Raw genomic sequence first — 12,371 nt, 5'->3', positions numbered from 1 at the left:
TTATGATACGGTTCACCGTAATATGTCGTAATTTTATAGTTGAATCTTATCATCCCTTATATTAAGATACTTTCGCTGATATGAATAAAGGAGTTGATGTTATGAACGAAAAAGAAAAATCGCATGCTGGTATGTTATACCAACCTGGCGATCCTGAGCTTGTCGCAGACCGTGCTGATACCGTGAAAAAGCTATACGAATATAACAATATACACCCACTGGACCAAGAAGCACGACAGGTCGCCATTCGCGGGCTGCTGGGAAAGACCGGAGATAATTGCGTTGTAGAGCAGCCGCTTTTCTGCACTTATGGGTACAATACCACGGTAGGAGATAATTTTTTTCTCAATGTTAACTGCAAGCTCATGGACAGCGGGAAAATTACAATTGGTAACAATGTATTTATTGCGCCTAACGTCTGCCTTATAACGGAAGAACATGCTATGGATGTAGAGCAACGGTTAGCGGGATTGGAATACACACATCCAGTCAATATTGGTGATAATGTATGGATCTGTGCAGGCGCTATAGTCCTACCTGGTGTGACGATCGGAGCGAACAGCGTGATTGGGGCCGGCAGTGTCGTTACGAAGGACATTCCGCCAGATAGTTTGGCTGTCGGCAATCCGTGCAAAGTCATCCGCTCTTTGAAAGAAGCCCTTTAGTCAGGCGCCAATCGGTGATTCTATCGCTGTCAGAAATATAACAACAACCTTCATGTGGTCTCAACCCACTCCCATGACCATGAAGGAAGACGTCCAGAAGAAGGCACTGCTAAAGCAGTAGCTTCTCCAGGACGTCTTTTCATTTTCTCCGTTTTCCATTACCTTACGCCAAATTTTCCCCTTACTTATGATACAGTAAGTTCCTGCAAGAGACTCTGTCCAAATTGGGGCATTGTTACATCGAAGTTATCTGCAACCGTTGCTCCAATATCCGAAAATGTCTTACTCACAGGTATAGCAATTTCACAGATTTGATACCGTTCTTCCAAAGGAACAACCTCTTCATGAGCCGCAATCTGAATCACTGAATCCGCTGAAGTATAGACATGAGTGCACCGGTGTTCATATGCTTTTGTCCAAGTTCATCCAGAATAGCTGTACCACTAGCTGGCTTATTCCCAATAATCTGCCGTCCCGTTCTTTGTTCCAACTCGTTAATTAATTCATCAGGAAATCCATCTGGGAACACTTTGAAAAGAACAGCAATGTTAGAAGAATACAATACCCCCACTCAAAATTAGGTTGGGATGCTTATCATAGATAGTATTTAAACATTGGCGCGCTGGAATTATATCCGGGGCTTAGTTCACCGTATCACTAGGTGCTCGACCTTTTCAACTATAAGTCCAGTAGTGGCTTTCTTAATTTCTTCCAGATCACCGTTTCTTCGCGTGAAACTGTCGATGGAGCTCCCGAACCTGCTCGGCCAGTTCAGGAACAGGACCGTCTATGTCCGTATCGCGAATGACTTCCTGTATCGGAAGGTTGCGGACACGCGATGCGGCGACCCCCATCTCACTAAGCCATCGAACCAGTTGTGCAGAGGAACTCGCATACACAATACGGCCCAATCCAACCCAACCGTGAGCCGCGGCACACATCGGGCAATGTTCCCCCGATGTATAAACCGTCGCCTTGCGCCTTTCTTCTATCGTCATGTTCTCGGCCGCCCAACGCGCTAGTGCGAATTCTGGATGCTGGGTATGATCTCCGCCGGATACATGGTTGTGATCTTCTGCAAGCACGACATCATCGGCTGAGACTAGAACCGAACCGAACGGTTCATCGTCGGCCTGAAGTGCAGCCTTTGCAAGTTTAACACAGCGTCGTAGATGCTTTAGATCGGTATTATCGATCATAAGGGAACCCCCTCTTTTTGATATGATGCAGACTACGGGGGACGATGATCATCCGACAGCTGCGATATTTTATCGCGATCGTGGAGGAACGAACGATTTGCAGCATTTTCATAAATAAAAACTACTTACCCGCTCCATTAAATAAAGGAGAATCCCCTAAACTAGCAACTTGTTTGCTATACACTGATAGAATGTCCTTCTAACTTCATTTTCCCTAGGATTACCATCCATATACCCACCAATTTTGTTCATAACATAGGCATAGCCAACAGCGCTATCGGGATCTGCAAAGCAAAAGGACCCCCCTGCACCTGGATGGCCGAACGCATGTGAACTGCTACCGAACATTCGGCCTGAGATGGGTTTCCAAAACCCTAGTGAATAGCCAACCTCGCATCTATTGACATGGTCATACCAACCATTAAAAGGAGGAACGGCAGGTTTCATCATCTCATTCATCGTGGTCTCAGACAAGTTCAGCACCTTACCCCCAGTTGCAAACTCGCTATATATTTTAGCCATGCTTCTTGCATCTCCGACACCATTACCTGAAGGAAACTCAATGGAAAGCATTTCCCTCCTATTAAAGTTCTCGTGAGCAACTAACTTATTGGGATCCACCATACTTCGTGAGGTAAGCGATCTTGAATTTAGGAAACCCATAAGTAACGGCCTAGGTATCTCATGTAAGTGAAACAGCAATTGGAACGGACTATTCATCCCCTGTACAGCGGCAAGTCGACTTTGCGGAATATCATCAGGGAGGCCAATAAAAAACTCTGCTTGTAAGGGCTGTGCCACTTCCTCATGAAAAAATTTCCCCAGTGTTCTTCCTTTAGGGTCCACTCTTCTAATGACTTCTCCAATGAACCACCCTATCGTCCATGTATGGTATGCATGCATACTTCCCGGCTTCCACTCGGGCTTTAGCTCTGCAAGTTGCGAAGTGATGTGGGAGGTGTCTAGATCCGAAATTTTGTTTATATGTAATTGATCAATCGCACACAACCCAGCTTGATGAGCTAAAAGCTGCCTGATTGTAATATCCTGCTTCCCATTCATTCCAAATTCGGCCCAATAACTCGATATTTTTGCATCATAATCAATCCATCCTTTGGAATGGGCAACCGCCGTTGCAAGGGCAGCAAATCCTTTTGTGCTCGAGAAAACGGGTACCAGGGTATCTTTTTCCCAATTTTTATGAAGCCGGGAATCCGCTGAACCTCCCCATAAATCTACTACTTTTCTACCTCTATAATAAATAGCACAGGCTGCCCCAATCTCCTTTTTATCAAAGTTATGTTCAAAAGCATCCTTTACTGGTTCAAACCCCTTTTCTACATACCCATTAGCCTCCATTTTAGTCACATTAGTCCCTCCTATAAGAAATCACTTGTTTTCTTTTGACGGAAAAATAAAAAGCTCACAAGAAGCTTTTAAAAACAAACAAAAAGTATTGTGTCAGGCCGTTCTTAATATCTTTCTTATCTGAATGATGACGTAGTACATCAACCCATCCTGATACAAGGCCCACTGCAATTGTTCTTACAAGGATTCTGGTATCCGGCACAGGAGGCATATTAAAGTCTGGGAGATGATCTTGTAGGTTCAGCGAGACCATTGCGATCAAATCTTCATAAGTATTTTGATATTGGGTGCCATCAGAAGCATCAATAAGCAATAACATTTCATCTCGGTAGTCGCTCATCAAATTTACGAACAATTGGAGCTTTTGATGTGCATTGGAACTCTCGCCGCTTTCGGTTTCATGTTCTTTAATAAAGAAATATAATTCACCTTTTACGTTGGAGACCAGCCGCTCGAAAAGTTCGTCTTTACTTTGAAAATACTTATACATGTTGCCAATTGTAGACCCAGCGCCGGCTGCAATTCTCCGAATAGAGGATCGCTGAAATCCATACTCCATAAATTCGTGTTTAGCTGCCTTTAGCAAAGCCTCTCTTATTTGAGGCTTCTGGACTTGTACCATATAACCACTCCACCTCATAAGAAATCACATGATTTCTTTTATAGTAATGTAAATAAATAACATCGTCAATCAATTTTTTATGATCCCCTCCCTCAAGGGTGGACTGGAATCATCGCTGTCGCAAAGTGCAACTAATTAATAGTTACTTAGGCACTAAACCATACACGCTACCCCTTCCATGAATAACCTAACAAATAGCACGATGCTCCACATTTTCTCTCGAAGGAAGCGATGTTGCTCATGGCAAATGCTTATACCAAAACCCGAATACGCAAAATTGTCCGCCGATTCGGCTTAATTCCGTTGCATTCAGACTCGATCGCGTCTCACTATCGAAAGAACGCCATCGTCCGAGTTCAGACGGAAAGCGGAACCTATGCGATGAAGCCCTACTTCCGGAGTAATTTACTCCACTCAGGTACAATTAATCAAATAACAACAACTGCATGTTATATACAGCATTTGATGAATAATGGCTTCAATTCTATGCCTAAATGGCTTACGAGCAATTCCGGGAAATTGTGGACTGTACATCAAGGAAGGCCCTTCTATGTAACCACATGGATAAATGGGAGAAGCATGGAACATCCAGAGGATTTCGACAAGCTCGGACGAGCTCTTGCCTCCTTGCATACAACATCCAATCATTCCATCCCCATGAAAGGTCCCTTTTTCAATCATATTCGAATATGGCAGAACAAAGATCGTCTCTTTCGCAGACGGATGACAAAAGTAAATCAAATGAATCATTGGATTCGCAAATGGTATAAAAGGTTCGGAAAAGCCTGTAACCAGTTTGCTGATCGGTCCTGGACCGAATTAATGAGCCCGGAGATTGCAAACCTTTTGATGAAGGAGACGATTCGTCCCGCATTGATACACAGTGATATTACTTCACAGAATGTTATTATTGCCGATGATGGACAGCTATTCATTATTGATTGGGATCGCATTAAGTTAGGATCGATCTATGTTGAAGTAGCAATAGCCCTCATGAACACGACTCGCTTTAATCCCGTCTTCATTCATTCGTTGTTACACGGGTACGAAGAGCTCCGCCCTTTAGACCGGATCGAACGTAAAACGATCTCTTCCTTGTATCGGTTACTGCGTGAAGCTTGGTTTGTCGCTCTGTTCCCTAGAAGTCCGAGAAGCCGCAACATGATAGATATTATTGAGCAAACATGGCCTCTCCGATTACAGGCAATGGATTTATTAGATGAATGGGCTGATCAGTAGGGACAAATTCCAAGCAAGTAACTATTTCAACAACCCCATATTCGGAAGTTCCCGATCATGAATCCATGCCTCTACAATGCTATTAAATAATTCAGGTTGAGCCAAAGACACGCCGTGACCCACACCTGGTATGATCATGCCCTGACCATTTGAGTTCTTATTGACGATATCAAGTACAGACTTTTTCATCATTTTTTTCTCTGTAGCTCCAACCGTAACTAATATTTTTGCGTTGGATCTAGCGAAATCTTCAGGTATTTGGAATGCCATATTTTCTTCTAGCACTTGAATGAGCACATGCCGATCCATTTGGCAGGTTTCCTTGTAATAGGTTTCAAACATTTCTTGATCTATGTATAACTGCTTGGCTTGAAGCTTAGAGAAACTTCTGTTCTTTGTGAGCCCATATGTCAATTTAATCGAAGGGCTAATCATCTTATTGGCAAAAGGAATAGGCCTTACAAGCGCACTATTTATGATTGCGTAATCTACCAGATCAGCGTTCATACTTAATATCTGAATAGCTATTTGCGCCCCCAATGAAAACCCTATCACAATAACCTGTGTACCATGTGCTTTAGCTTGAATCAAATCTATGATTTGTTCAGCACTGTTACGAATAGAAAAAGACGTACTTGAACTAGAACCATGTCCAGGTAAGTCAGGAACTAGGCAATGGTAATCTCTGAAATATTCAATTTGTTTATCCCACATCCAACCACTAACTCCACCCCCGTGTAAAAAAACAATAAGTGGGGCTTCTATATCACCTGTCTCTCTATAAAATAACGCCAATGGAATCCCCCCCTTCAATTGTCCTAATGTCTGGATTCACAGCTTTACCTGCTTTGATAATCGCTTCTGACATTTATAGGGTGCTATTATTCAAAAATGTATCTCGAGTCAAGTTCAAAAAGGCTTCGATCGCAGACGAGATCCACTTCTCTTCATGCCAAAACATTTGGGTTGCAAATGATGTTGCAGTCAAATCCCAAGGCAACCGAACCAATTCTCCCCGATCCAGTTCTGCCGTGACGGCCATTTCAGGCAAAACGGCGATGCCCATTCCTATTATCGCGCATTGTTTAATCGCCTCAGCGCTGTTAAACTCCAATTCGGTAATTCCTCCCATGCCCTTCTGTGAAAGACTTCGCTCGAAAAACGTGCGATAGGAGCATCCCTTCTCCGTCAATAGAAAGGTCTCGCCATTAAAATCTTCAATGGACAACGCAGTACATGCAGCCAATGGATGATCAGGCGCCGCCAATACATAAAAGGGCTCGTCCAGCATTTTTTCACCACAAAATCCTGACTCGCCCTTGTTCTCATCCAGCATAAAGATAATGTCCGCTCCACCTTCCCTCAAGCTCTGTTTGAGGTTCGGATTAGAAAGCGGTCGAAACATCAAACGAATCCCCGGATAGCGTAAGCGGAACTGGCGGAGTACAGCTGGAAGTCGGTAAGTACATAACGTTTCATCTGCACTAATAACCACCGTCCCCGTCAACTCACCAGTTTGCTTGACGGCGTGCTGAGCTTCTTCAAGTTCACCGAGTATGTTATCTACATAGCGCAGAAAATTTCTCCCGGCATCGGTCAGAATCACATTTTTACCTAATCTGTCCACAAGCTGGACACCCAGTTCTTCCTCCAAAGACTTCATCTGCATCGTCACCGTTGATGGGACATAGTTCTGCACTTCTGCAGCACGGCTAAAGCTGAGTGTGGAGGCAAGTGTATGGAAGGTCTTTAATTGGCGTAATTCCACGGAACATCATCCCACCCTTAATTCAAAAAAAATGAACGTTCTATTCATAAACGTTTCTTTGACTTAACAATAGCATCATCGTAGAGTGATGACAAGAATGGCGCCATTCATCTTTAGCTATGAAAAGGAGATTTTCACATGAGAGATTATGAAATTTATGAAATGGAAGACGTGTTACTGCAATCCGGTGATACCCTGCCACATGTCTTTCTCGCTTATAAAACCTACGGAACGCTAAATGCAGAAAAAAATAATGTCATCCTTTATCCCACCTGGTTTGCAGGCCAGCATACTGATAATGAATGGTTAATTGGACCTGACAAGGCATTGGACCCGGAAAAGTATTTTATCATCATACCGAATATGTTGGGCAATGGACTATCCTCCTCGCCAAGCAATACGCCGCCGCCTTATCATCAAGCTAATTTCCCACTCGTCTCGATTTATGATAATGTGCGGCTGCAGCATCAACTGGTTACCGAGAAGTTCGGCATTACGAAAATCGCACTCGTCGTTGGCTGGTCACTCGGAGCCGTGCAGACCTTTCAGTGGGGAGCAAGCTATCCCGATATGGTCGAGCGAATTGCTCCATTCGGAGGGACTGCAAAGACCAGGCCACATGCAAAGGTTGTATTTGAAGGAATGATCGCTGCCCTTCAGGCTGACTCTTCATGGAAGAATGGCTTTTACACACAGCAGCCCAAAGCGGGATTGGCAGCCATGGGTCGAGTCTATGCAGCTTGGGGCTTCTCTCAGGCTTTTTATCTAGAGCAGCTCTATCAGCAAGAGGGCTATCACACACTAGAGGAATATCTCGTGGATTATTGGGATCAAGTGTTTTTGACCTTTGACGCCAATGACTTGATCACCATGCTACGTACCGGAATCACCGGCGACATTAGCGCAAATCCGGCGTATGACGGTGATTTTGAACTTGCATTAAGCAGGATTACAGCACGGGCACTGGTTATGCCGGGAAGTACGGACCTTTTCTTTCCTCCTCAGGATAACAAATATGAGGAACAGCATATGCCAAATGCATTATTTCTCCCAATTGAATCGAAGTGGGGGCATTGCGCAGGCATTGGACAGCATGAACCAGATTCCGTATTTATAGATAAAAGCCTAAAAATGTTCCTGCTCGAATGAAAACATCGCACACTTGACTTTCCCCTGCACGGGAAACTGTATACTCCCATTAGGTTATAGATTGGAGGTGATATTTTTGTTTAAAATCAGTGAGTTTTCCAGGCTAAGCAAGGTCTCCTTAAAAACATTGCGCTATTATGACCAGATTAGTCTATTAAAGCCAAGAAAGGTGGATCACGACTCCGGCTACCGCTACTATTCAGCAGACCAGCTTCTTGAACTTAACCGAATCTTTATCTATAAAGAGTTGGGGTTTACCTTACCACAAATTATACAGTTGCTGCACGAAGATATTACTTTGGAGCATATTCAAGGGATGTTTAAGCTGAAAAAAAGTGAAATCCAACATATCATCGATATGGTACAAGTCAAGCTCGCCCGGATTGAGGAACGTATGCAGCTTATAGAAAATGAGGGGCAAGTGGAAACTGGATAAGAAATCAGGATCAAAGCAGAAGTTGCTCAACCGTTTCTTTCTTTGAAGGCGTGCGGGAGAGAAGACGACATTCCCGAACTCTTTCGTACATTTAATCAATTATTAACAAAGGAAACTCGCCAATTGGCTCAAAGTCCCCAGGTTGTTTTGTGGAAAGAAATCGACGAACAAGAGGATGAGTTTAATTTTGAAGTCGGGTATTTTTTGACCCGGGAGCTTCCATCATTTCCTGATACATTTCAACTGCGCACTCTTCCTTCTGAGCCGATGATGGCCACAATGACCTTTCGTTCGGATTCTACCTTTGCTCGTACTGCCTGTGTTGATCTAGCAAAATGGATTGAGAGAAATAACTATCAGATCAAGGAAAACGAACCTGGCAGGGAAATATATTTACCGTTATCTACAAAACAAGATGCGCAATTAATGGAAATACAAATCCCAATTATAAATAGATAACTGGAGGAGGAGCAGAATGAATTGAAAAATAAACTGATCATCTATGTCCTGGCACTTGCTGTTTTTCTGATCGGAACCATTGAATACATTATTACAGGAATCATTGAAATGATCTCCATGGACTTGGGAGTAACTACTTCCGAAGCTGGGTTATTGGTGACTGTATTCGCTCTCTCAGCGGCCATTGTCGCTCCGATTCTGATCGCCCTAACGATAAATGTGGATCGCAAGAAGCTGCTCATGGTTACCCTTAGTGTGTTCATTGCCAGCAACGGACTGATGTTTATAAGCCCTTCTTATGAGACAACACTATGGATACGAATTATTCAAGGGGTTAGCGGAGGAATCGCTACAGTGGTAGCCATGGCAGTAGCTACTCGACTGGTTGAAAAAGAAAGAAGGGGCCGTGCTATCGGCATTATTTTGATGGGCCTAAGCAGCTCACTCGTGCTGGGCGTTCCGATTGGCACATTTTTTAGTGAAATGTTTGGATGGAGAGTTTTGTTTATTTTGATCGGTTTATTAACCATTGTTCCATTGCTGATCGTCTATAATAAAATTCCGGCAATCCAAGAAGAAGAAGAAGAAGAAGCGGTTACCCTTAGGATGCAGTTTCTCCATTTTAAAAGATTCAAAAATTCTGACTGCTTTGGCTATTACTTTATTTTATATCGGTGGCTACTCTACACTCTTTACTTATATTACGCCTTTCTTGCAAGCCACCTCCACTCTTTCGATAACCGAAATTAGTGGTATTCTATTCCTGGCAGGAATTTGCAGCTTCGTTGGATCAAAAATAGGTGGGCAATTAGCAGATGCAAGGGGATCGAAATTTACAATTTGTCTCGGACTTCTATTACAAGGAGCAACGCTTCTTTTATTCGATCTAGCCGGTGTCAATCTCTTTGTATTGATCTTGGTTTTAATGATCTTTATGTTAGCAACCTGGAGTATCTCCCCTGCCCAGCAGCTATTTCTGGTCACTCTGGTACCTCGAAATCCGGACATTGCCCTAAGTGTAAATACTTCCTTCATCCAATTTGGTTTTGCACTGGGATCTGGATTAGGTGGGCTTGTCATCAGTCGTACATCCGTCCTGTATTTGAATTGGCTGGGCCTAGCTGCTGTTTGTATCGCTTTGCTTCTTGCGATCTTGCTATTCAAAAAAATGAGCAGTGAGCTTGAAACCCCTTTTGTTAATAAAGAAATATAAAATGGATTAAACCATCTGGATTATTATTCCCAACTTTAAAAAGTCAACAAAAAGGTGTAGCCATAAGCTACACCTTTTTATCCATTCTATCCATTACCCCATAACGGAGGTTTCGTTGTCTATAACCTATTACTTAGTGATGGTCTTAAACAACACAGTTTGTTCCTTAATCCCTTTCTCCGCAGCAAATCGTTCAATACTCGATGCCCCAAAGAATCCGTCGATGCCTTCCGTTCTTTCGATTACGTACGCAGCATCTTCCGGTTCGGCGATCGGTCCACCGTGACAAATGACCATGATGTCTGGATTCACAGCTTTACCTGCTTTGATAATCGCCTCAATCTTTTCTACGCAATCATCTAGGGTAAGAGCAGTCTTGGCTCCAATGGTGCCTTTAGTCGTTAAGCCCATATGCGCTACCAGGATATCGGCTCCTGCTTCGGCCATGGCTTTGGCTTGTTCAGGATCAAATACGTATGGCGTAGTCAGCATGTCTAATTCATGCGCAGTTCTAATCATGTCGACTTCTAGACCATAGCCCATACCTGTCTCTTCTAGGTTTTGTCTGAACACCCCATCAATCAACCCTACGGTCGGGAAGTTCTGAACGCCACTAAATCCTTGGTTCTTAAGCTGCTTCAAATACACTTCCATCACCCGAAAAGGATCCGTTCCGCACACCCCTGCTAATACCGGGGTATCTTTGACAACAGGAAGGACTTCGGAACCCATCTCAACGACAATTTGATTGGCATCGCCATAAGATAGTAAACCTGCGAGCGATCCACGTCCTGCCATTCTATATCTTCCTGAGTTGTAGACGATCAGCATATCCGCTCCGCCAGCTTCGCTGCTCTTAGCAGTAATCCCTGTACCGGCACCTACGCCCAAAAGAATCTTCCCATTCTTAACTTCGTCTCTGAACTTCGCCATAATTTCTGTTCTTGTATTTTTGTTCATGGTTAAACTCCTCCAATGTGTTTATTTTATTTATTCATGAGTTCGATTAGTTTCTGTGCCGCTGCTTCGGCAAACTCTACGTCATTAATGGCATAATCCATTTCAATAAGTTCTACAACATTTCGGTTAATACCGTTTCTTAATGTATCAAATAACATCTTATCTTCCTGGGGACCATAGAAGGCTTCACCTTCGACATCAATGCCGGATATGCCTTTGAGAGGCAACATCAGCGCGGTTTTCTCTCTAGCCATATTTAATTTCTCAACGAGTTTTTTGCCGATGGCTTCATTCTCTTCCACTGTTGTTCTCATGAGTGTTACCGTAGGATTGTGTTTATAGAACTTATGCCCTGCAAATTTCTCCGGTACCGTATCATAAGGTCCAAAGTTACACATATCAAGCGCACCTACAGATACAACCTGCGGGATATGATGTTTACTTGCCGCTTCCAGACGATGAGGTCCAGCATTCAGCACACCGCCAATTATTTCATCTGCCCACTCTGTGGTGGTCAAATCTAATACCCCTTCAATAAATCCCGCCTCAATCAGGGCTTCCATCGACTGGCCACCTACACCTGTTGCATGGAACACCAGCACTTCATAACCTCTGGTTTCAAGATAGTTGCGGGCTGCCGTCACACATGGTGTCGTTACCCCAAACATCGTTGTGGCAATCAGCGGTTTTTTCTCGATTACTTGTTTATTCTCAAACTTCACCATCCCTGCGATAGCGAAGGCGGCATTGGTAAAAATCTTGGTCGAAATCGAGTTAAGTCCTGCAACATCCACTACGGACGGCATCATGACAATATCACTAGTGCCAACGTAAGGAGCCGTGTTTCCTGATGCTACAGTCGAGACCATCACTTTCGGTACACCAATCGGCAATGCACGCATTCCCGGTGTCACCAGTGAAGTTCCTCCCGTTCCGCCAAAAGAAATAATGCCATCAAATTTGCCCTGCTTAAATAATTCAGGTACTAGTTTCTCCATCCCTTTGGATAATACTTCGGTTGCTAATGCTCGGTCCTTGTTAGCAGCAAGCTCTGTCATATCCATACCTGCGGCCTCGGCTACTTTACGGTTCGATACGTCAGGCGTAAATGTTGGTTCAAACACCCCCGTATGAATGGTAAAAGTATTCAGTTCTAAATCTTCAAGTAACTTTTTGATATATAAATACTCGTCACCCTTGGTGTCAAATGTTCCTGCAATGGCAATGGTCTTCATTTCGCTAACCTCCTCTTTAATTTGATGACCTAGCCTGTACAGTGCTAGACCACGTCTT

At 43.6% G+C, this 12,371-nt stretch carries 12 protein-coding genes and 2 pseudogenes; 6 read left to right on the top strand and 8 right to left on the bottom strand.

The genetic code is table 11. From position 1 onward, the window contains the following. Nucleotides 1-101 precede the first annotated feature (101 nt). Nucleotides 102-665: a sugar O-acetyltransferase gene (locus tag IEW05_RS01735; protein WP_188535209.1), complete on the top strand. Its 564-nt coding sequence runs from the start codon at nt 102-104 to the stop codon at nt 663-665. A gap of 296 nt (nt 666-961) precedes the next feature. On the opposite strand, the pseudogene IEW05_RS01730 reads toward IEW05_RS01735, so the two are convergent. The 4 genes and pseudogenes from IEW05_RS01730 to IEW05_RS01715 all read right to left on the bottom strand — a co-directional run. After that, a pseudogene (locus tag IEW05_RS01730) lies at nt 962-1,200 on the bottom strand (phosphopentomutase); the annotation flags it as partial. Nucleotides 1,201-1,381: 181 nt separating this feature from the next. Next, a complete protein-coding gene (locus IEW05_RS01725; RefSeq protein WP_188535207.1) occupies nt 1,382-1,864 on the bottom strand; it encodes a nucleoside deaminase in 483 nt (160 codons plus the stop codon). Between the two features lie 156 nt (nt 1,865-2,020). Then, nucleotides 2,021-3,223, bottom strand: a complete 1,203-nt coding sequence (locus IEW05_RS01720; RefSeq protein WP_188540670.1) for a serine hydrolase domain-containing protein — start codon at nt 3,221-3,223, stop codon at nt 2,021-2,023. 64 nt (nt 3,224-3,287) lie between these two features. Beyond that, nucleotides 3,288-3,854 (bottom strand): TetR/AcrR family transcriptional regulator, encoded by a 567-nt coding sequence (locus tag IEW05_RS01715; protein WP_188535205.1) that lies wholly within the window; start codon nt 3,852-3,854, stop codon nt 3,288-3,290. A gap of 240 nt (nt 3,855-4,094) precedes the next feature. On the opposite strand from IEW05_RS01715, the gene IEW05_RS01710 reads away from it, so the two are divergent. Beyond that, nucleotides 4,095-5,093, top strand: a complete 999-nt coding sequence (locus tag IEW05_RS01710; protein ID WP_188535203.1) for a phosphotransferase — start codon at nt 4,095-4,097, stop codon at nt 5,091-5,093. Nucleotides 5,094-5,114: 21 nt separating this feature from the next. Here the strand turns inward: IEW05_RS01710 and IEW05_RS01705 are convergent, their stop codons facing one another. Beyond that, complete coding sequence (locus tag IEW05_RS01705; RefSeq protein ID WP_188535201.1) at nt 5,115-5,888, bottom strand: alpha/beta fold hydrolase; 774 nt, start codon at nt 5,886-5,888, stop codon at nt 5,115-5,117. Between the two features lie 73 nt (nt 5,889-5,961). Next, the gene (locus IEW05_RS01700) at nt 5,962-6,861 is read right to left on the bottom strand and encodes a LysR family transcriptional regulator (protein ID WP_188535199.1); all 900 of its coding nucleotides are present in this window, start codon (nt 6,859-6,861) and stop codon (nt 5,962-5,964) included. Between the two features lie 138 nt (nt 6,862-6,999). Here IEW05_RS01700 and IEW05_RS01695 point away from each other — a divergent pair, with 138 nt between their 5' ends. From IEW05_RS01695 to IEW05_RS25700, 4 genes and pseudogenes are all read left to right on the top strand, one after another. Continuing rightward, a complete protein-coding gene (locus tag IEW05_RS01695; protein ID WP_188535197.1) occupies nt 7,000-8,010 on the top strand; it encodes an alpha/beta fold hydrolase in 1,011 nt (336 codons plus the stop codon). 76 nt (nt 8,011-8,086) lie between these two features. Further along, a pseudogene (locus IEW05_RS01690) lies at nt 8,087-8,905 on the top strand (MerR family transcriptional regulator). A 21-nt stretch (nt 8,906-8,926) separates the two neighbouring features. Continuing rightward, nucleotides 8,927-9,655 carry an MFS transporter gene (locus tag IEW05_RS25705; RefSeq protein ID WP_229753221.1) on the top strand — a complete coding sequence of 243 codons (729 nt, stop codon included), beginning with the start codon at nt 8,927-8,929 and terminating at the stop codon, nt 9,653-9,655. Then, complete coding sequence (locus tag IEW05_RS25700) at nt 9,618-10,118, top strand: MFS transporter (protein ID WP_229753220.1); 501 nt, start codon at nt 9,618-9,620, stop codon at nt 10,116-10,118. Before IEW05_RS25705 ends, IEW05_RS25700 begins: the two co-directional genes overlap by 38 nt. 129 nt (nt 10,119-10,247) lie before the next feature. Here IEW05_RS25700 and IEW05_RS01680 read toward each other — a convergent pair whose 3' ends face one another. Next, complete coding sequence (locus IEW05_RS01680) at nt 10,248-11,078, bottom strand: phosphoenolpyruvate hydrolase family protein (protein ID WP_188535194.1); 831 nt, start codon at nt 11,076-11,078, stop codon at nt 10,248-10,250. A 26-nt stretch (nt 11,079-11,104) separates the two neighbouring features. Next, nucleotides 11,105-12,313 carry a Tm-1-like ATP-binding domain-containing protein gene (locus IEW05_RS01675; protein WP_188535192.1) on the bottom strand — a complete coding sequence of 403 codons (1,209 nt, stop codon included), beginning with the start codon at nt 12,311-12,313 and terminating at the stop codon, nt 11,105-11,107. Between the last annotated feature and the right edge of the window lie 58 nt (nt 12,314-12,371).

Origin of the sequence: Paenibacillus segetis, assembly GCF_014639155.1 — a bacterium.
Taxonomy (GTDB): domain Bacteria; phylum Bacillota; class Bacilli; order Paenibacillales; family Paenibacillaceae; genus Fontibacillus; species Fontibacillus segetis.
Note: the sequence above shows the minus strand (reverse complement) of the source record. Positions and strands in the feature narration are given on the sequence as shown.

What these genes read in the sequence shown, in the direction of transcription:
- IEW05_RS01735 (WP_188535209.1), top strand. Translation starts at nt 102, where the DNA reads ATGAACGAAAAAGAAAAATCGCATGCTGGTATGTTATACCAACCTGGC.
- IEW05_RS01725 (WP_188535207.1), bottom strand. Translation starts at nt 1,864, where the DNA reads ATGATCGATAATACCGATCTAAAGCATCTACGACGCTGTGTTAAACTT.
- IEW05_RS01720 (WP_188540670.1), bottom strand. Translation starts at nt 3,223, where the DNA reads ATGGAGGCTAATGGGTATGTAGAAAAGGGGTTTGAACCAGTAAAGGAT.
- IEW05_RS01715 (WP_188535205.1), bottom strand. Translation starts at nt 3,854, where the DNA reads ATGGTACAAGTCCAGAAGCCTCAAATAAGAGAGGCTTTGCTAAAGGCA.
- IEW05_RS01710 (WP_188535203.1), top strand. Translation starts at nt 4,095, where the DNA reads ATGGCAAATGCTTATACCAAAACCCGAATACGCAAAATTGTCCGCCGA.
- IEW05_RS01695 (WP_188535197.1), top strand. Translation starts at nt 7,000, where the DNA reads ATGAGAGATTATGAAATTTATGAAATGGAAGACGTGTTACTGCAATCC.
- IEW05_RS01680 (WP_188535194.1), bottom strand. Translation starts at nt 11,078, where the DNA reads ATGAACAAAAATACAAGAACAGAAATTATGGCGAAGTTCAGAGACGAA.
- IEW05_RS01675 (WP_188535192.1), bottom strand. Translation starts at nt 12,313, where the DNA reads ATGAAGACCATTGCCATTGCAGGAACATTTGACACCAAGGGTGACGAG.